This is a genomic window from Serratia quinivorans (assembly GCF_052113645.1).
GTDB classification, from domain to species: Bacteria; Pseudomonadota; Gammaproteobacteria; order Enterobacterales; family Enterobacteriaceae; genus Serratia; species Serratia quinivorans_B.
In genome coordinates this window covers 291,742-310,240 of the sequence record NZ_JBIEIU010000001.1, presented here as the reverse complement: position 1 = coordinate 310,240, position 18,499 = coordinate 291,742, and the positions used below count along the sequence as shown (strand labels likewise).

The window sequence follows — 18,499 nt, the reverse complement described above, 5'->3', positions numbered from 1 at the left end:
AGCCGTTATCAGGCTGCAGCACAGGGTTAGGGCAATGCTTAAATTTATATTTCGTCGCTTATTGGAAGCGATCCCGACACTATTTATTCTTATCACCATTTCATTCTTTATGATGCGCCTGGCGCCCGGCAGCCCATTTACCGGCGAACGCGCGTTGCCGCCGGAAGTGATGGCCAACATCGAAGCCAAATATCATTTGAACGATCCGATTTGGAAACAGTACGGCCATTATCTGGCGCAGCTGTCACAGGGCGATTTTGGCCCGTCATTCAAATATAAGGATTATTCAGTCAACGATCTGGTGGCCGCTTCGTTCCCGGTTTCTGCCAAGTTGGGTCTGGCCGCCTTTTTTCTGGCGGTGATCCTGGGCGTTAGCGCCGGTGTGGTTGCCGCACTGAATCAAAATACCAAATGGGATTACACGGTGATGGGGTTTGCCATGACCGGGGTGGTGATCCCCAGTTTCGTGGTGGCGCCGTTACTGGTGTTGATTTTTGCCATCACGCTGAAATGGCTGCCGGGTGGGGGATGGAACGGCGGTGCCCCGAAATTTATTATCTTGCCGATGGTGGCGTTGTCGCTGGCTTACATCGCCAGTATCGCCCGTATCACGCGCGGCTCGATGATTGAAGTGCTGCACTCGAACTTTATCCGTACCGCTCGCGCCAAAGGTTTACCGATGCGCCGCATTATATTGCGCCATGCGTTGAAGCCTGCGTTATTGCCCGTGCTTTCCTATATGGGCCCGGCGTTTGTCGGCATCATCACCGGTTCAATGGTCATCGAAACCATCTACGGCCTGCCGGGCATCGGCCAGCTGTTTGTCAACGGTGCGCTTAACCGCGACTACTCTTTGGTATTGAGTCTGACCATTCTGGTGGGCGCTTTGACTATCCTGTTCAACGCGATCGTTGACGTGCTGTATGCCGTTATCGATCCAAAAATTCGTTATTAAGCTGGAGCACGCAAATGATGTTGACGAAAAAGAACAGCGAGGCTCTGGAGCACTTCAGCGAGAAGCTCGAAGTGGAAGGTCGCAGCCTGTGGCAGGATGCCCGTCGCCGCTTTGTGCACAACCGGGCGGCGCTCAGCAGCCTGTTCGTATTGGCTTTGATCACCCTGTTTGTGATTGTGGCACCCTGGCTGTCGCAGTTTGCCTATGACGACACCGATTGGGCGATGATGTCGGCCGCGCCAAGCCTTGAATCGGCACACTACTTTGGTACTGACTCCTCGGGCCGCGATCTGCTGGTTCGCGTGGCGATTGGTGGGCGTATCTCACTGATGGTCGGCGTGTCGGCCGCGCTGGTGGCGGTGATTGTCGGGACCCTGTACGGCGCCATGTCAGGTTATCTGGGCGGTAAAATCGACTCGGTGATGATGCGTCTGCTGGAGATCCTCAACTCCTTCCCGTTCATGTTCTTCGTGATCTTGCTGGTGACCTTCTTCGGGCAGAATATCCTGCTGATTTTTGTCGCTATCGGCATGGTGTCGTGGCTGGATATGGCGCGTATCGTGCGTGGGCAGACCCTGAGCCTGAAGCGTAAAGAATTTATCGAAGCGGCGTTGGTGTGCGGAGTTTCAAGCCGCAATATCGTGCTGCGCCACATCGTGCCGAACGTGCTCGGCGTGGTGGTGGTCTACGCGTCATTGTTGGTGCCGAGCATGATCCTGTTCGAATCCTTCCTCAGCTTCCTGGGGCTGGGTACGCAAGAACCGTTAAGCAGCTGGGGTGCATTGCTGAGCGATGGCGCCAACTCGATGGAAGTTTCACCGTGGTTGCTGCTGTTCCCGGCGGGTTTCCTGGTTGTCACTCTGTTTTGTTTCAACTTTATCGGCGATGGCCTGCGTGACGCCCTCGACCCGAAAGATCGTTAAGGAGTGCAATCATGAGCACCATTGAAAATCCGCAGTTGCAAACCGGTGCCGGCGTTCAATCGTCGCTGTTGCTGGATGTGAAAGACCTGCGCGTGACCTTCGGCACCCCAGACGGTGACGTGACGGCAGTGAACGATCTGAACTTTGATCTGCGCGCCGGCGAAACGCTGGGGATCGTGGGTGAGTCCGGCTCCGGCAAATCCCAGACGGCCTTCGCGTTGATGGGGCTGCTGGCCAGCAACGGTCGCATTGGTGGGTCGGCCAAATTTAACGGCCGTGAAATTCTCAACCTGCCGGAAAAACAGCTCAACAAGCTGCGGGCGGAAGAAATTTCGATGATCTTCCAGGACCCGATGACCTCGCTCAACCCCTACATGCGCGTTGGCGAGCAGTTGATGGAAGTGCTGATGCAGCACAAGAAGATGGGCAAAAGCGAAGCCTTTGAAGAGTCGGTTCGCATGCTCGATGCGGTCAAAATGCCGGAAGCGCGTAAACGCATGCGCATGTATCCACATGAGTTTTCCGGCGGCATGCGCCAGCGTGTGATGATCGCGATGGCATTGTTGTGCCGGCCCAAGTTGCTGATTGCCGATGAACCTACCACCGCATTGGACGTGACGGTTCAGGCACAGATCATGACGCTGCTGAATGAGCTGAAACGCGAGTTCAACACCGCCATCATCATGATTACCCACGATCTGGGCGTGGTGGCCGGCATCTGTAATAAGGTGCTGGTGATGTACGCCGGGCGCACCATGGAATACGGCAGCGCGCGGGATGTGTTTTATCACCCGAGCCATCCTTATTCCATTGGTCTGCTCAATGCGGTACCGCGCCTGGATGCTGAAGGCGAGGCGCTGATGACCATTCCCGGCAACCCGCCGAACCTGCTGCGCCTGCCGAAAGGCTGCCCGTTCCAACCGCGTTGTGCGTACGCGATGGCGCAATGTTCGAGCGCTCCGCCATTGGAGCAGTTTGGTGAAGGGCGCCTGCGCGCCTGCTTTAAACCGGTGGAGGCGTTGGTATGACTGCGGTAACCGACAAGAAAGTGCTGCTCGAAGTGGCCGATTTGAAAGTGCACTTCGACATTCATGATGACAAACAGTGGTTCTGGCAGCCGCCGAAAACGCTCAAGGCGGTAGATGGCGTGACGTTGCGCTTGTTCGAAGGGGAAACCCTGGGCGTGGTGGGCGAGTCCGGCTGCGGCAAATCGACTTTTGCCCGTGCCATTATCGGCCTGGTGAAGGCCACCAGCGGGCGCGTTGCCTGGTTGGGCAAAGACCTGCTTGGCATGAGCGATGTCGATTGGCGTAAAACCCGCAGCGATATCCAGATGATCTTCCAGGATCCGCTGGCCTCGCTGAACCCGCGCATGACCATCGGTGAAATCATCGCCGAGCCGCTGCGCACCTATTACCCAAAAATGCCGCGTCAGGAAGTGAAAGACAAGGTAAAGGCGATGATGCTGAAGGTGGGCCTGCTGCCCAACCTGATCAACCGCTATCCGCATGAGTTCTCTGGCGGCCAGTGTCAGCGTATCGGTATTGCACGTGCCTTGATCCTGGAACCAAAGCTGGTGATCTGCGACGAACCCGTCTCGGCGCTGGACGTGTCGATTCAGGCGCAGGTGGTGAACCTGCTGCAGCAGTTGCAGCGTGAAATGGGCCTGTCGCTGATCTTTATCGCTCACGATCTGGCGGTGGTCAAACACATCTCCGACCGTGTGTTGGTGATGTATCTGGGCCATGCGGTGGAACTGGGCACCTATGATGAGGTGTACCACAATCCGCAGCACCCTTATACCAAAGCGTTGATGTCGGCGGTGCCGATCCCGGATCCGGACAAGGAGAAGGAAAAGCAGATCCAGTTGCTGGAAGGGGAATTGCCTTCGCCGATAAATCCGCCTTCTGGCTGCGTGTTCCGCACCCGTTGCCCGATAGCCGGGCCGGAATGCGCCAAGACGCGTCCTCTGCTGGAAGGCAGCTTCCGCCATGCGGTGTCCTGTCTGAAGGTTGATCCGCTGTAAACGGCCATTTCATTCCATTTTGTTGCCTGAAGGGTTCATGTTTGCATGAACCCTTTTTTATGGCATTCCCACCACAACGCAAAACCAACAAAAACCACAAATAACTCACCCGACTAAAAAATGAAACTCAGCGTATTTATTTAAAATAATAAATAAAATTCAATGAGTAATTCTATTTTTCTATGGTTTTTGCTGTGGTCTTTGCGATTTTCAAGTGTGGCTTTGATGTTGTAATGGTGTGGTTTGTGTGGTTTTATTATCACATGTTTCGTGGTGAGAAAACGCGTATGACACAGCTAAATGAAAATATGGATGTGGTAGTGATTGGTGGCGGCGTAGTGGGATGCGCCGTTTTCCGACGATTCACCCTGATGGGCGCAAAAACGTTATTGCTGGAGCGCGGCGGCGATATCTTGTCTGGCGCCAGCAAGGCCAACAGCGCGATCCTGCATACCGGCTTTGATGCGCCAACGGGGAGCCTCGAATTGCAATGCATGCAGGCGGGTTACGACGAGTATTTGGCGATCCGAGAAAAGATGAACCTCCCGCTGTTGCAGACCACGGCCATCGTGGTGGCCTGGAGTGAAGAACAGCTTTCCGCGCTGCCCGGCATTGTGAAACAGGCGCATGAAAATGGGGTGACTGACGTGGTGCAAATTTCTGCCGCCGAAGTTTACCAGCGTGAGCCAAAATTGGCCGCGGGCGTGCTCGGTGGCGTCCTGGTTCCGGGGGAATATGTTATCGATCCCTGGAGTGCGCCGCTCGCCTACGTCACGCAGGCCGTGATGCATGGTGGGGCTTACCGATTCAACTGCGAAGTGACGAAGGCGACTCAGGACGAGCAGGGCTGGTTATTGCAGACCCGCCAAGGCAGCGTGCGAACCAAGCTGGTGATTAACTGTGCGGGCAACCATGGCGATCTGATCGATGGCCTGTGGCGGACAGCGGATTATGAGATCCGCCCGCGCAAAGGGCAATTTCTGGTCTACGACAAAGCCGCTGCGGCGGATATCAATGCCATCATCCTGCCGGTCCCGACCCCCACCACCAAAGGCGTTTTGCTGTGCCGAACCATCTTCGGCAATATGATTTTAGGCCCGACGGCCGAGGAGCAAACCGATCGTAACCGGGCTGACGTGGATGAGTCGGTGCTCAAAGGGCTGATTGAAAAAGGCAGCCGGATGCTACCGACGTTGGGGCAATACAGCGTTACCGCCACCTATGCGGGGCTGCGTCCCGCCACGGAAAAGAAAGAGTATCGAATTTATCCTTATCCTCAGGACAATTGGATCAGCGTGGGAGGGATCCGCTCCACCGGACTGACCGCTGCGCTGGGGATTGCCGCCCATGTGGAAGATCTCTACCGCAACCATTTCAACGCACTCTTTACCTTCCAGCCGCCTGCCGAAGTTCAGTGGCCGGTGATGCCGATGCTGTCCGATTACCAACCGCGCGATTATGCCTGTTCAGGCAATGGCGGCATCGTTTGCCATTGCGAATTGGTCACGCGGCGCGAACTGGAGGCGGCTTTCCACTCGGCGGTACCGCCAGAGTGTATCGGCGGTCTGCGTCGCCGCACACGCGTCATGATGGGACGATGTAACGGCTTTTTCTGCAGTAACCAGGTTGCCGAAATCGTAGGCGATCGTTTGGACAATACGCTGGTCGTCGGGAGGGTGGAATGAGTCAGTTATACGACGTGATTATTATTGGCACCGGGCCGGCCGGTTTGGCCGCGGCCCGTGCGTTATCCGACGAAGGGGTGAGCCGCATTCTGCTGTTGGACAGAGAAAAACAGGCAGGGGGCGTACCGCGCCACTGCCGCCACCCGACATTCGGCATGCAGACCTTCCATCGCCCGATGAAAGGCCACCTTTGGGCCGAACGAATACTGAATCTGGTGCAGAACCATTGTGAAATAAGAACCGGCACTACGGTGGTGAACATCAAGCCGGGCGGTGAGGTGATCATCTCTTGCGACAATGGCCTTGAAACCTTACGCGCCAAACGCGTGATTATTGCCACGGGCGTGCGTGAGACGCCACGCCATGCCAGGCTGGTTAGTGGTGTCAGGCCTCAGGGCGTACTGACTGCGGGGGCGCTGCAACAGTTTATTTATCTGAAAAAGCTCAAGCCGGGCACTAAGCCGGTGATCGTCGGATCTGAGTTGGTCAGCTTTTCCACTATCTGGACGCTGCGTAATGCGGGCATCAAGGCGCTGGCTCTGATTGATGAAAACCCCCGGCCAACGGCGTTCCGCGTGGCTGCGTTATATGCCCGCCTTATGGGGGTTAAACTCCATCTGGGTGCGCATATCACTCAAATCAATGGCGGCGAGCGGGTGGAAAGTATCGAATTTACCGCTGCGGACGGCAGCTCACAGCACCTGGTCTGCGACAGTATTATTTTTACCGGACGCTTTACCGGCGAGTACACGCTGATCCGCAACAGCCATTTGGCCTATGAGCCAGAGAGTGGCCGCCCCTGGTTCGATCAGCATGGCCGTTGTTCCGATCCGCACTATTATGTCGTGGGCAATATGACCCACCCAGCCGATATGGGCGATCAGTGCTACCTGGAAGGGTTGCAGGTGGGGCGGCGGGTTGCACAATCACTGCAGCAGGATGACGCCGGGCGATTTGATATTCCGATTCAACTGGATGACGTCTTCCGTATAGCTGCGCCAAATATGATTTCCGTCTCAACACAGATCCCGGAGCGTATCACGCTGAATGTGCGTGTTAACCGTTATCATAAAGGCGAGATTATTGTGCGTGATGGTGAAAAGGAACTTTACCGGGGAAAACACCGTTGCTTGCCTGAACGTCGCATTCTTCTGAAGAACATCGATATTTCTGGCGTGACGCCGGACCGCCAGTTGACCGTTATCGCCCGGTAACGGTTTCCTCACTCAGCCCAATGAAAAGCCTGCAAATATGCAGGCTTAACTATATCGGCTTCCGGGTGGGTTATTTAAATTCGTGCTCAACCTCTGACCACAGGCTTACGCGTTGATTGCGCGCTTGATAGAACTCAATTTCTCGTTTAATGCCGGCACTTTTATCCCAGCCGGCCAGATCCAAAATAATCAGTTCTTCCATCAAATCTAAATACAGGGCATCCACCGGCGCCCACATTTTGCCAATCTCTGCTTTATCGGTCTTTGTCAGCTGCAAATTAATCGGGTGTGACAGGGTGACCTGGCTGAAAACCGCATGGCCGGCCTCGATGATGTTGGCCGCGACTTTATTGCAGGCGATAAATCGCTCCTGGACCACGTTCTCATCGGCATGGCTGTAGGGGCAGGCAAGGAATATCTTACGCATGGTGAACCTCATAGGATTACATAAAGAAAGCAGTGCCTTGTTACAAGGCACTGCTGGGGAATTAATCGGGAAATTAAACGGCCAGGGGAACGGTTGGCCGATCGTTTTGCGCCGCCGCCTCTTCTAGCTGATCGCGTTTTTCCATCCGTTGCGCTTCCGGGACGGAGATGAAGACAGCGATAGCCACGGCAATGGCACCGGCAAGGAATTTACCGACCATAATCGGCAGAACCAGGGTGGGTTGGAAGTTGGCGGTAAAGGCCAGATGATCGCCCAAGGTGGCCTGGGCGCAGATACCAAAGGCCACGCATAACACCTTGTCACGGGCGCGCATGTCTTTGAACAGGTGATAAACGGCGATGATATTGGCCAGCACCATCACCATGCCGATGGCCCCGGCATCGGTAAGCCGAAGTTGTCGGCCGATAAACTTCATCGGGCGTTGGCAGTATTTTTGGAACAGGTAGCAAATCGGGAAAGTGCCTGCCAGCATGATGCCAATATAGCCGGCAATCTCAATCGCGCGGTAAAGCTCTTTTTCGTCGGCGAAGAGAGGATCAAACACCCAGCCGCCAAAGATTTTGCTAAATACCCCGGTAAAGTGCTGAACAATGCAGGCGGCCAGCACCATCTTGATAAAGGCATCCATGATTTTACCGAAGAACAGGAAGCATTTGACCATCCAGAGGGTGCGGTATTTCAGCCCTAAGGCGAGCAGGATACAAAAGACGAACAGAGGGGAAAGCAGTTGCAAGGCATTGAAAAAGTCGATGCTTAAATAATGATTAACGGGCGAGGCGGTGGAAATGATATCCCGTACCGGAATATTATTTAACGTAATGATCATCAATGAAATCAACACGCCAAACGGAATGCTGATCAACCCCGCCATGGCGCCCAATGCCAGATATTTGTGGTCTTTCTGTTGCAACATCACCAGACCGACAGGGATTAAATAAACGATGCTGGCGCCGGAGGTGTAGCCGACCAGCATGGCGGTGATCCATTGGTCGCGGTTTGCGGCAATGGCGTCCGCCAACTGATAGCCGCCCATATCAACGGCGATAATGGAAAGGGCAGCGATGGATGCGTCCGAACCCATTGATTGGAATAGCGGGCCGACGGTGTAGGTAATGGCGTAAGAAAGAATCGGGATCGCCGCCATAATACCGGCCTGCGCCAGAAAAACGGGGCCAATGGAATGAATGCCATTAACGAATTCTTTGCCTAACCCGCTTTCGGGTTTGATCACTGAGGCCATGGCCCCGAACAGGGTTCCGGCCATAATGATATAGATAATGATGTTGCCAATCTCAGACATAATTGCCTCCACTTTATTATTATTTATTCGCCGCGCAGGTTGCGGGAACGGGAAATAATGTCCTTATATTTTTCAAAATAAGGAGACAGATCGCGTTCTGCAGGCTCAGTCGTGACGTGTTGTGTTCTGACGTTCATGGGATGGGTATTGCCTAACCCTTTGCGTGCCAGCAAAGCGACGCCCTGGGCGGTAATTTCCCGGTTGGACGGAGTGACGATGCGTTTTTGGATCAAGCTGGCGAGAAACTGCTTGAAGTAGAGGTTTGCCGACAGGCCACCGTCCACGGAGATGGTGTCGCCAATCGGACGAACTTTGTCCATGGCGTAGATGACTTCGGCCGAACGCATGGCAATCCCTTCAAGAATGGACTGCAGCATATCTTTGCGTTCGGTTTCCAGGGACAAGCCCGCCCAGAGCCCCGCGGCCGAGCGATCCCAGTAGGGGCAACCCAATCCGGAAAGCGCCGGGATAAACGCCAGTCCACGAGCGATAGCCGGTTGATCCGGGAAATCGGAGAACTCTTCGATATCACTGTACAAGCCAATTTTTTTGGCCCAATTGATGGCCGATGCGGCGTTATAGACGCCGCCGTCCAGGCCGTAAAGTGGGGACTCGCCCGGTAATTTCCAGCACAGCGTCGGCAGCAGCCCCGAGCCCTGTGCGTCGGGAACCCCGGTGCCGGTAATCGATTGCAAAAACGCGCCGGTGCCGAAAGTGATTTTCATTTGGCCGGGGTGCAGACAGCCATGCCCATAAGTGCCGGCAAACTGATCGACGATGCAGGCTGTCAGCGGCGTGGTATTGCCGGCATAAGTCACATCGCCAAAGTGGCCGGTATTGTCCCTGATATCGGGCAATGCCTCGATCGGAACGCCGAAAAGCCGACACAGTTCTTCGTCCCATTGCAGGGTATGAATATTGAACAGAGAAGTCCTGGAAGCCGAGTTGTAATCCGTGGTGTGGGTCCCGCACAGATGGAACATGAAAAAGCTGTCCATGGTGCCGAGTCGCAAATGGCCGCGACGGGAAAGTTCACGGGCGCCGGGCACGTTACGCATGATCCAGCCCAGTTTGCTGCCGGAGAAATAGGTATCCAGCGGCAGGCCGGTTTTCGCCCGAACGCTTTCTTCCACACCTTCGTTGCGCAGGTGACGGATGACGGATTCCGTTCGCTGATCTTGCCAAATAATGGCGTTATAAAGCGGCAGGCCGCTTTGCGCGTCCCAGGCGACGACACTCTCTCCCTGATGCGCCAGACCGATGGCGTCCACCACGCCACACTGGCCAAGGCAGGTGCGGATATTGCGCAAGATCTCCATGGGATCGTGTTCAACCCAACCTGGATTGGGCGTTAATTGCTTGTGTGCGATGGCGGCGGGGGAAAAGTGCTTTCCATCCTCGCCGAACACCACGACGCGTGTTCCTGTTGTTCCTTGGTCAATGGCTGCATAGCGTTGGTTCAGCATAAAGCCCTCAGGTCTATTTTGTGGTTTAAATGTTGTCATTGTGCCCGTTTCTATTATTTAGTATCATTAGTACACATTAGATCAACACTAAACTCACAATTTCCGATTTAATTGTGACCAGCGTCTTGGTTTTCACTTCTGGCAGTGTGGTTATGATGTGGTTGTTGCTGTTTTCACCCTGTGAAAAGTGAAATAGTCGGTTGCTTCACACGGGGAGTTGGTAAACAATTGTCGACCAAGCAATAAAACGCCCTGTAAATCCACAGTTTTTATAATGTTAAAGACAGCATAACGGATCAGAAGATGGATTATTCAAACGCATTAGAACGCAGGAACATTATTCTCGATAAGTTGAAAAATAACGGGCAAGTGTTCGTCAATGAGTTGGCAGATGACTTTAATGTCTCTCAGGAAACCATCCGCAGGGATTTGAATAAGCTCGAAGAACTGAGACACATCAAGAAAATCCATGGCGGGGCGGTTATTGCTCAGTTTGGGTTTGAGCTGGAATTTAATCAGCGAGCTAAACTGGCTGAGGATGACAAAAAGGCCATCGCCGTTAAAGCTGCCGAATTGATCAAACCCGGAGACTCACTGTTTATCGATTTTGGTACCACTACGCTGGAATTTGCCAAACAAATCGCCGGTATTAACCAGCTCACCGTCATCACCAATTCGCCAGTGATTGCCAACCTGTTCCATGAAAATGCCACGATTAACCTGATCCTGATCGGCGGACAATTTGGGCTGTCGAAAATGGAATGCATTGGCCCGGTGGCATTGCAGGGGATCAGTGCTTTCTATGCGGATTATGCCGTTATCGGCGCTGGGGCAGTGAGCCCAAAGGCGGGGGTGATGGACCAGGATCTGAACGAGGCGGCGATTGCCCGTCAGATGATCAAAAACAGCAACAAAACCATTGTGCTTGCCGATGGACATAAACTGAACAACCATGCGACCGGTCTGGTAGCAGAGTTAAAAGATATTTCGTGGTTGGTGACCAGCGATCCGGAGAAGAAGCTGAAGAACCTGGCTTTCCCGGCGAGTCTTCAGGTGATTGTGGCCTGATGGGGGATAAAACAACCCTGCCGGTCACGATGACCGACAGGGTTTATTTTGATGCCAGGGGTATTACTCTTTCCACAGAATGTGGCAAAGCTTGTGGTCTTTCTCGCGGCAGAGCAGCACACGGGCAAAAACGTCGTTGATCGGCTCGCCATCGCTGTCCGCCAGACCAATCACCACTTCGGCAAAGAAGTCCGGGTTCAGGTCAAAATCCACATGTTCCGACCAGTCTTCCGCAGGATCATACAGTTCTGCGCCACCGCGCTCCTCAAACTGCAGATTGAACAGCAGAATATCCGCCGGATCCAGATTGTCGCCGGCCAGTTCCAGAAAGATGTCGTAAGCCTGTTCCAGCGTTTCGTCTTCAGTAAGGCGGTTATTCAAATCCATAATTAAATCCTGATAACAAAGGGTTTGGCGTTATTAAACCATGCCCGCTACGGCATTTATAGCAGCGGACTGAAAAAGTAGAACAGGCGCTCAACAATGCGGTGCCAGAATGGCCGTTTCTGCCACTCTTGGGCGTTCAGCAACTGCGAGCGGGCAATGTAATCATCTTGCACACAGGCCAGATCGCTGCCGAAACCGTCATCGTCGATCACCAACGTGATTTCGAAGTTCAGCCACAGGCTGCGCATGTCCAGGTTCACCGTGCCCACCAGGCTGAGTTGGCCGTCGACCAGCACACTCTTGGTATGCAGCAAACCCCCTTCAAACTGATAGATCCGCACGCCTGCTTCCAGCAGCTCGGAGAAGAAAGAGCGACTGGCCCAGCGTACCATCGTCGAATCGTTATCCCGTGGGACAATAATGCTGACTTCAACTCCGCGCAGGGCGGCGGTGCAGATAGCATGCAGCAGATCGTCGCTTGGCACAAAGTAGGGAGTGGTCATGATCAGCTGTTCACGCGCAGAGTAAACGGCCGTCAGCAGCGCCTGGTGGATCATTTCTTCCGGGAAACCAGGCCCGGAGGCGATAACCTGGATCGTGTGACCGCTTTCCTGTTCGAACGGCATGATATTGACGTCCGGCGGTGGCGGCAGGATGCGTTTACCGGTTTCAATCTCCCAATCGCAGGCATAAACAATCCCCATGGTACTGGCGACCGGGCCTTCCATGCGCGCCATCAGATCGATCCACTGGCCGACGCCGGCGTCCTGCTTGAAAAAGCGTGGGTCCACCATGTTCATGCTGCCGGTGTAGGCGATATAGTTGTCGATCAGCACCACTTTACGGTGCTGACGCAAATCCATTCGGCGCAGGAACACGCGGAACAGGTTGACCTTGAGCGCTTCCACGACCTCAATCCCGGCATTACGCATCATGCCGGGATAGGGGCTGCGGAAGAACTGCAGGCTGCCGGCCGAATCCAGCATCAGGCGGCAGTGCACGCCCCGGCGCGCCGCGGCCATCAATGATTCGGCCACCTGATCCACCAGCCCGCCGGGCTGCCAGATATAAAACACCATCTCTATATTATGGCGGGCCAGTTCAATATCGCGGATCAGCGCTTTCAGCGTTGAGTCGGTTGTGGTGAGCAACTGGAGTTGGTTGCCCTTGACGCCATCAATGCCCTGACGGCGATCGCACAGTTGGAACAGCGGTCTGGCGACTTCACTGTACTCAGTGGCAAAGATCCGCTGGCTCTCTTTTAATTCGCTCAACCAGCGTGCGGTAGAAGGCCACATCGCCTTGGCGCGTTCGGCGCGGCGCTTGCCCAGGTGCAACTCACCAAAAGATAAATAAGCCACAATACCAAACAGCGGCAGAATGTAGATAACCAGCAGCCAGGCCATCGCAGAAGGTACGGCTCGGCGTTTCATCAGAATACGCAGGGTCACACCGGCGATAAGCAGCCAGTAACCAAACACCATGAGCCAACTGATTACGGTATAAAATGTTGTCATAAAGGCGAAAAATCCCGTTCGCAAACCACCAACGATGAGTGTACGCACAGAATGGTAAAGGGGAAACCTTTTCTCCGCGCTTATGTTGCAAAAATATGATTGTCTTAAGGCACTTGCTGTAAACAAAAAGAACATTTTCGACTAGCCATCGCATCGCTCAAGCGGAGTAAAATACGGCGAACTGTGGCTTGGATCGCACAGCGAAAGGGCTATAATGCCCGCCGTTGGCTTTTGACGGATGAGTGACGAAACGATGAGACGCAGTAGAAACGAAGTGGGCCGCTGGCGGATGTTACGACAGAGCCAGCGCCGCAGGCATCGCTGGTTGGAACGCCAGTCTTGCAGCAATCGGCATATTATTCGGGTGCGTCGTCGCCTGGATGATCAGCACCGACGTTCGTTGCTGTTTGTGGTGTCGTACGAGTGGTAAAACGAAAACAGTCCCTGAGGGGACTGTTTTGTTAGCTGAGGCTGAGATTATTTCCCCAGATAGGCATTAAGCATCCACACCTGTTTTTCCTGCTCTTTGATGTAATCGCTCATCAGTGAGGCAGTCCCTTCATCACCGGCATCGGCGGCCAGCGTCAACAGTTCGCGCTGCTGTTGCAGCAGCACCGAATACCCGTGCAACAAACCGCTTAGCGTGCCTTTATCGTCGGTGACGTTGGTATCTTCCTTGATGGCGGCAGTTTTCAAATATTCGCTGAAAGCGTGACGCGGCTGCGAGCCCAGGGTCAAAATACGTTCTGCCAATTCATCGACTTTGGTCAGCAGATCGTTATAAGTTTCTTCAAATTTGACGTGCAGCTCAAAGAAATGCGGGCCGGAAATGTTCCAATGGTAGCCGCGCACGTTCATATACAGCACCTGATAATTCGCCAATAGCGCATTCAACGCTTCCGACAGTTTTGCCGATTGTTTACTGTCCAGGCCGATATGGTTTTTCGCTGCTTTCTTCGTCGTTGCCATAATAATCTTCTCCTGATTATTTGATTCGATGATTTACACAATGTCCATAACAAACACAGTAACCGGATCTATCGCAGGGTTAAAGACGATCAAAAGCATCAATGCAATCGCTGAAACCAATGTCGATAAGTCCGAGAAGCAAATTGCCAAATCAGTTTAAGCAGAATGCGTTAACAACAACAGCGGCTTTGCATCATTCCTTGCGCAATGCCATTTTTGCTACGCCGGCCCCCAGTGCCATCAATGAGGCTGCAGCAATCAGAACGACGAGAAAAGCACGGTCGAAAGCCAGGCGTGCCAGTTGCTTAAGTTGCTCCGCCTGATCTGCCGCCAGGTGGGCGGCCAGCCGTAGGGCTTCATCGATACTGTCATAGGCGATGTCGCTCACCGGCAGACTGCCGGGCAGCACCAGACTGTGGCTATAAACGGCGGTCATCAACCCGCCGAGCAGCGTGATACCCAGAACGCCGCCCAGTTCATAGGAGACATCCTCGATCGATGCGGCCATACCGGACTTCTCTTCCGGTGCATTCAGCATGATGGCGGTCGACGCCGCCGTAATGACGCCCCCAAGGCCAAAACCGGCGATGAACAGACAAATCAACTGTAGCACCAGGCTGCTTTGATAAAGCAGGGCCAGGCCGGCGATGCCGAGGCCGGTCAGAACAAAACCGCCGAGTATCATGCTGCGCTCGCCGTAGCGCGGCAGCAGTAAACCGGCCAACGGACCTGCCAGCGCCGACGCCAGCGGAATAGGCAGAATAAACAGTGCGGCCTGCAAGGGGCTCAGCTCAAGCACCAGTTGCAGACGTTGAGTCAGCACCAATTCCACGCCGACCAACGCGATCATCGACACTAACGCTACCCCGACGCCACCGGCAAACAGCCGGTTTTGGAACAGTGAGAAGTCGATCATAGGGTAGCGCGCCCGCCGTTGGCGGCGAACAAACAGCCAGAGCGACAAAATGCCAATCGCCGCGGCAATCGCCAGTGCGGTAAATGAGGGCGAGGCCTTGCTCAATTCTTTTAACGCATAGATGCAGCCCACCAAACCGGCCATGATCTGGGCCGAACCGATGATATCGTAAGGGCGCTTATTTTCCCCTCCGCAGTGCGGAATTAACCGCCACGCGAGCGGCAGCACGACCATCACCACCGGCACGTTGATCAGGAACACCGAACCCCACCAGAAGTACTCCAGCAGGACGCCGCCAACCACCGGGCCAATGGCCGCGCCACCGGAGGCCACGGCTGCCCAGATGCCAATCGCCAGGGCGCGCTCACGTTCATCCGTAAAGACATGACGGACAATGGACAGGGTCGCCGGCATCATCATCGCGGCACCTACCGCAAGAAATACGCGGGCGGCGATCAGCCATTCGGCCGACGGAGAAAAGGCCGCGCAAAGCGAGGCGATGGCAAACACCGGCAGTCCGGCAATAAACAGCCGTTTGTGGCCGATACGATCGCTCAGCATGCCTGCACCAGGCAGCAAACCGGCGACTACCAGCGGGTAAGCATTGACGATCCATAATTTTTGCGAGGCACTGGCATCCAGCGCTTGTGTCAGCCGTGGCAAAGCGGTGTAGAGCACCGTCATGTCGATAATGATCAAAAATAGTGCGCTGGAGATCATTGCCAGGATCAACCAACGGTTGTTTACGTGCATAATATTATTCCAAAAAAGCGAGCGACGCGGGTGCGTTGCTATAAGGTCACCGCCCGGGGTTGCCGGGTGGTATACTGGCGGTAATATATATCCATACGTATGTATTGAAAAGAGGGTTTCTCAATGGGACGTCAACGCAGCATCGATCGTGACAAGGTTCTGGATGTGGCCGAAGAGATTGTCGCCACACAGGGTGCCGCCGGGCTGACGATTGATTCTGTCGCCAGGGCGATGGGGATTTCCAAGGGCGGGGTGCAGTATTGCTTTGGCAGCAAAGACGCGTTGATTGATGCGATGTTCGATCGCTGGGGTAAGGCGTATGAACGGGTGTTCGACGCCATTGCCGGTGAAACCCCCTCGGCCACGACTGCCGTGCAAGCACATCTGCAGGCGACCAGAAGCTCCGATCAGACCTCCAGCGCCAAGGCGGCAGGGCTGATGGCAACCCTGATCCAAACGCCGGAGCATCTGGACAGTACGCGTGAATGGTACCGCAGCCGGATCGCCGGACTGGATTTAACCACCGAGGAGGGCAAGCGTGCACGATTGGCTTTCCTGGCCACCGAAGGGGCATTTATGCTGCGTTTCTTTGGTTTGATGGATATTGACCCGCCGGAGTGGGACGCCATGTTTGCGGATATGCAGGCATTGATACTGCAAAATGATGAGAGTCGCTGAGTCCTTTAGCAAACCTGAGCATCGACTACGGCCCAAGCGTAGGTCGGCGGAGGTGATTTCCATGCGGCAACAAAAAGAGGCCGGCTGGGGTTTGCCTATCACACCAATAGATGGCGGATCCACCGGGGAAGGGAGTACCTTATTCGAACAAGATATTCCCTCGAAGAACCCTTTAGCCAGCCACTCCGTGCTGGCTTTTTTTTTGTTTGCAAACGAAAAAGCCGCGGTAATCCGCGGCTGTTGTCGGCGTTAAGTTTTTATACCTGACGCATATAAACATCGGTAATACGCAGGTCGAAGTTACTTTTCATTTGCGTGGTATCAATCAACAGAAAAGCGTGGGTTGCCCAGTCAGGGGCTCGCTCAAAGGAGGGGGGCTGAGTCGTGTAACCCTGCATTTGCCCTGGAATGGTCACGGTTTTCAGTTCAGATTCAACACCACTGAAATTAAAGGTGTACGAGTGACCTGTCTGCTGCATCAATATTTGGGGCTCCCTATCTTGTTGGGCACCAAACTCGTTCAGTTTTGCCCATACGATTTTTACCTGACAGCTTTGGCCATCACCGGCGAAAGTATTGGCGCGAAGATGATGAATTACGCTGCCATAACCTTTCAGCTTTATTGTCCCTAATACGGCTTGAAATACGCCGCTGCCTGCGGAAACGTTACGCCCCAGTGAGACAAAGTTTGGCTGTCGGATGAGGCTGAAATTGGTGCTGTTTGCGGTTCCCCAGCCGTAACGAGATTTGCGAATAGTGTTAACCCCTCCCGGCGGAAGAACCCAAGCCTCCTCGGTCCATTTCTCATTGCCGGTACCGCTGGTATAGGTTGAGCTGTCGATCCAGTTGTCCTGTACCCCGGCATCGGTACGAACCTGCGCCAGCAAATAAGGCCAGGCAATAGGCAACTGAGTATCATGCAATGATGCTGAACCGCTGCCATCAATCCAACCACTGACGTTTGCATCCCCACCTTGCTGCATCTGACCAATATTGACCTTCTCAAACACGACCCGAGCCAGATTACCAAAATAAAAAGGATTACTGGTGGTGGGATAGGTGGATGGGCTCCCCCCCGCTTTAAAGGTGAACAGGCCGCCAATAAAGTTAACTTTGCAGCTTTTATTGTCCGGGATGCTGACGATGTAATTTTGAGGGCCATAGCCTTCAACGTGGCAATCGCGGAAAATGTGTTGCCCGCCTTCAATATGAATATATTTCCCCAGGCTGTCCGTCGATGTCTGCGGCCCATTTTTTCCGTAGATATAATCAAAGGAACAGTTGAAGAAATAGCTATAGCCTCCCTGTAGGTTCACGCCGCAGTTACTTTGCGCGAAGACACAGCTGTGAAAGTTCATCTCTTCACCGGAATCTGAAGTGTTGTTTGGGAAGTAGTAGCAGATGTCGCAATGATTGAAAGTAAAAGCATACATGCGCAGGAAGTAGAAATTAGTTGTGCCCGTGAGGCCATAGGCGAACCCCTCAAGACCGCCGCCGGTGAAGGTTAAAGAATTACGTGGGTAACTGTTCGAAAGCGATGTGGAAAATGTCATCCCATCGACAAAAGAGTCAGCGCCGGGGCCAATGATACGCAGATTTTTAACGCTGAGATTGCCTTGAGTATAGCCGGCATTATTTTGCCATCCGATGGCGGTATTACGCTTATCTTTGCTGCCGTGAGCCATACCCGTGAAATCCAGCAGTGCACCGGAAAAATCATAATCGACGGTTTTGGTGTCAAACGTTAGTTCTTTTGTACACTTGAAACGGCCGTTGCCAAAAATTAGGTTACCGTTTTTCAACACGCGTGCGCCACTGGTGGTCGCCAGCGAACTCGCGTAGTCATTCGCCTTTTGGACTGCATCCGTATCGTCAGCAATACCATCACCTTTAGCACCGTACATGTAAGGCGAAACTGTGCCTGCCACCTCCAATACTCGTAGCCAGACCCACGACGAGTTGGGGCGAATAAACATGCCACCGTCGTCTGCCGGTGTCGACTGTGCTTTAGCGACAAAAATGCCCCCACCAGTGGGTTGACGGTTATTGGTGCTCCAGGCTGTATCATAGGCGGTTACCGCGATCAGCTCACCGGCTAGGGCAGGTACAGTACTTCTCAATGTTGCGATATCAGGGCAGGTGTTCATTTTTGATCCTCATAGGGGAAAATTAAATAACTGTATTTATATACAGT

At 53.9% G+C, this 18,499-nt stretch carries 17 protein-coding genes; 9 read left to right on the top strand and 8 right to left on the bottom strand.

The annotated features are described in order from the left end of the window. Positions 1–34 precede the first annotated feature (34 nt). The 6 genes from oppB to ACGS9J_RS01350 all read left to right on the top strand — a co-directional run bounded on the left by oppB (position 35) and on the right by ACGS9J_RS01350 (position 6,803). Complete coding sequence (gene oppB / locus ACGS9J_RS01375; RefSeq protein WP_442229314.1) at positions 35–955, top strand: oligopeptide ABC transporter permease OppB; 921 nt, start codon at positions 35–37, stop codon at positions 953–955. Positions 956–969: 14 nt separating this feature from the next. After that, the gene (gene oppC, locus ACGS9J_RS01370; protein ID WP_044551719.1) at positions 970–1,878 is read left to right on the top strand and encodes an oligopeptide ABC transporter permease OppC; all 909 of its coding nucleotides are present in this window, start codon (positions 970–972) and stop codon (positions 1,876–1,878) included. A gap of 11 nt (positions 1,879–1,889) precedes the next feature. Then, positions 1,890–2,906 carry an ABC transporter ATP-binding protein gene (locus tag ACGS9J_RS01365; protein WP_442229313.1) on the top strand — a complete coding sequence of 339 codons (1,017 nt, stop codon included), beginning with the start codon at positions 1,890–1,892 and terminating at the stop codon, positions 2,904–2,906. Then, a complete protein-coding gene (gene oppF, locus ACGS9J_RS01360; RefSeq protein WP_020827182.1) occupies positions 2,903–3,904 on the top strand; it encodes a murein tripeptide/oligopeptide ABC transporter ATP binding protein OppF in 1,002 nt (333 codons plus the stop codon). Before ACGS9J_RS01365 ends, oppF begins: the two co-directional genes overlap by 4 nt. A gap of 287 nt (positions 3,905–4,191) precedes the next feature. Next, positions 4,192–5,589: an NAD(P)/FAD-dependent oxidoreductase gene (locus ACGS9J_RS01355; protein ID WP_442229312.1), complete on the top strand. Its 1,398-nt coding sequence runs from the start codon at positions 4,192–4,194 to the stop codon at positions 5,587–5,589. Then, the gene (locus ACGS9J_RS01350) at positions 5,586–6,803 is read left to right on the top strand and encodes an NAD(P)/FAD-dependent oxidoreductase (RefSeq protein ID WP_442229311.1); all 1,218 of its coding nucleotides are present in this window, start codon (positions 5,586–5,588) and stop codon (positions 6,801–6,803) included. Before ACGS9J_RS01355 ends, ACGS9J_RS01350 begins: the two co-directional genes overlap by 4 nt. Positions 6,804–6,873: 70 nt before the next feature. On the opposite strand, the gene ACGS9J_RS01345 is transcribed toward ACGS9J_RS01350, so the two are convergent. From ACGS9J_RS01345 to ACGS9J_RS01335, 3 genes are all read right to left on the bottom strand, one after another. Beyond that, positions 6,874–7,230, bottom strand: coding sequence for a DUF1937 family protein (locus ACGS9J_RS01345; protein WP_442229310.1), 357 nt, complete (start codon positions 7,228–7,230; stop codon positions 6,874–6,876). A gap of 73 nt (positions 7,231–7,303) precedes the next feature. Beyond that, positions 7,304–8,551 (bottom strand): ethanolamine utilization protein EutH, encoded by a 1,248-nt coding sequence (eutH, locus tag ACGS9J_RS01340; RefSeq protein ID WP_442229309.1) that lies wholly within the window; start codon positions 8,549–8,551, stop codon positions 7,304–7,306. Between the two features lie 23 nt (positions 8,552–8,574). Beyond that, a complete protein-coding gene (locus ACGS9J_RS01335) occupies positions 8,575–10,017 on the bottom strand; it encodes an FGGY family carbohydrate kinase (protein WP_442229308.1) in 1,443 nt (480 codons plus the stop codon). A 303-nt stretch (positions 10,018–10,320) separates the two neighbouring features. Here ACGS9J_RS01335 and ACGS9J_RS01330 point away from each other — a divergent pair, with 303 nt between their 5' ends. Beyond that, positions 10,321–11,085 (top strand): DeoR/GlpR family DNA-binding transcription regulator, encoded by a 765-nt coding sequence (locus ACGS9J_RS01330; protein ID WP_442229307.1) that lies wholly within the window; start codon positions 10,321–10,323, stop codon positions 11,083–11,085. 63 nt (positions 11,086–11,148) lie between these two features. On the opposite strand, the gene ACGS9J_RS01325 is transcribed toward ACGS9J_RS01330, so the two are convergent. Beyond that, positions 11,149–11,472 (bottom strand): HI1450 family dsDNA-mimic protein, encoded by a 324-nt coding sequence (locus ACGS9J_RS01325; protein WP_004945300.1) that lies wholly within the window; start codon positions 11,470–11,472, stop codon positions 11,149–11,151. 56 nt (positions 11,473–11,528) lie between these two features. Further along, positions 11,529–12,989, bottom strand: coding sequence for a cardiolipin synthase (cls, locus tag ACGS9J_RS01320; protein ID WP_442229306.1), 1,461 nt, complete (start codon positions 12,987–12,989; stop codon positions 11,529–11,531). 253 nt (positions 12,990–13,242) lie between these two features. Between cls and ACGS9J_RS01315 the strand changes: the two genes are divergently transcribed. Next, positions 13,243–13,419 (top strand): YciY family protein, encoded by a 177-nt coding sequence (locus tag ACGS9J_RS01315; RefSeq protein ID WP_071827036.1) that lies wholly within the window; start codon positions 13,243–13,245, stop codon positions 13,417–13,419. A gap of 47 nt (positions 13,420–13,466) precedes the next feature. Here the strand turns inward: ACGS9J_RS01315 and ACGS9J_RS01310 are convergent, their stop codons facing one another. Together ACGS9J_RS01310 and ACGS9J_RS01305 are read right to left on the bottom strand one after the other, a co-directional pair. Next, positions 13,467–13,958 (bottom strand): Dps family protein, encoded by a 492-nt coding sequence (locus ACGS9J_RS01310; RefSeq protein WP_442229305.1) that lies wholly within the window; start codon positions 13,956–13,958, stop codon positions 13,467–13,469. 193 nt (positions 13,959–14,151) lie between these two features. After that, complete coding sequence (locus ACGS9J_RS01305; protein WP_442229304.1) at positions 14,152–15,627, bottom strand: MFS transporter; 1,476 nt, start codon at positions 15,625–15,627, stop codon at positions 14,152–14,154. A 123-nt stretch (positions 15,628–15,750) separates the two neighbouring features. On the opposite strand from ACGS9J_RS01305, the gene ACGS9J_RS01300 reads away from it, so the two are divergent. Further along, positions 15,751–16,305 (top strand): TetR family transcriptional regulator, encoded by a 555-nt coding sequence (locus tag ACGS9J_RS01300; RefSeq protein WP_442229303.1) that lies wholly within the window; start codon positions 15,751–15,753, stop codon positions 16,303–16,305. A 257-nt stretch (positions 16,306–16,562) separates the two neighbouring features. Here ACGS9J_RS01300 and ACGS9J_RS01295 read toward each other — a convergent pair whose 3' ends face one another. Continuing rightward, a complete protein-coding gene (locus ACGS9J_RS01295; RefSeq protein WP_442229302.1) occupies positions 16,563–18,452 on the bottom strand; it encodes a hypothetical protein in 1,890 nt (629 codons plus the stop codon). Positions 18,453–18,499: the final 47 nt, after the last annotated feature.

Coding starts and splice junctions, on each gene's coding strand:
- ACGS9J_RS01330 (WP_442229307.1), top strand. CDS start 10,321: ATGGATTATTCAAACGCATTAGAACGCAGGAACATTATTCTCGATAAG.
- ACGS9J_RS01310 (WP_442229305.1), bottom strand. CDS start 13,958: ATGGCAACGACGAAGAAAGCAGCGAAAAACCATATCGGCCTGGACAGT.
- ACGS9J_RS01365 (WP_442229313.1), top strand. CDS start 1,890: ATGAGCACCATTGAAAATCCGCAGTTGCAAACCGGTGCCGGCGTTCAA.
- ACGS9J_RS01335 (WP_442229308.1), bottom strand. CDS start 10,017: ATGCTGAACCAACGCTATGCAGCCATTGACCAAGGAACAACAGGAACA.
- cls (WP_442229306.1), bottom strand. CDS start 12,989: ATGACAACATTTTATACCGTAATCAGTTGGCTCATGGTGTTTGGTTAC.
- oppF (WP_020827182.1), top strand. CDS start 2,903: ATGACTGCGGTAACCGACAAGAAAGTGCTGCTCGAAGTGGCCGATTTG.
- ACGS9J_RS01325 (WP_004945300.1), bottom strand. CDS start 11,472: ATGGATTTGAATAACCGCCTTACTGAAGACGAAACGCTGGAACAGGCT.
- ACGS9J_RS01345 (WP_442229310.1), bottom strand. CDS start 7,230: ATGCGTAAGATATTCCTTGCCTGCCCCTACAGCCATGCCGATGAGAAC.
- ACGS9J_RS01295 (WP_442229302.1), bottom strand. CDS start 18,452: ATGAACACCTGCCCTGATATCGCAACATTGAGAAGTACTGTACCTGCC.
- ACGS9J_RS01350 (WP_442229311.1), top strand. CDS start 5,586: ATGAGTCAGTTATACGACGTGATTATTATTGGCACCGGGCCGGCCGGT.
- ACGS9J_RS01355 (WP_442229312.1), top strand. CDS start 4,192: ATGACACAGCTAAATGAAAATATGGATGTGGTAGTGATTGGTGGCGGC.
- eutH (WP_442229309.1), bottom strand. CDS start 8,551: ATGTCTGAGATTGGCAACATCATTATCTATATCATTATGGCCGGAACC.
- ACGS9J_RS01305 (WP_442229304.1), bottom strand. CDS start 15,627: ATGCACGTAAACAACCGTTGGTTGATCCTGGCAATGATCTCCAGCGCA.
- oppB (WP_442229314.1), top strand. CDS start 35: ATGCTTAAATTTATATTTCGTCGCTTATTGGAAGCGATCCCGACACTA.
- oppC (WP_044551719.1), top strand. CDS start 970: ATGATGTTGACGAAAAAGAACAGCGAGGCTCTGGAGCACTTCAGCGAG.
- ACGS9J_RS01315 (WP_071827036.1), top strand. CDS start 13,243: ATGAGACGCAGTAGAAACGAAGTGGGCCGCTGGCGGATGTTACGACAG.
- ACGS9J_RS01300 (WP_442229303.1), top strand. CDS start 15,751: ATGGGACGTCAACGCAGCATCGATCGTGACAAGGTTCTGGATGTGGCC.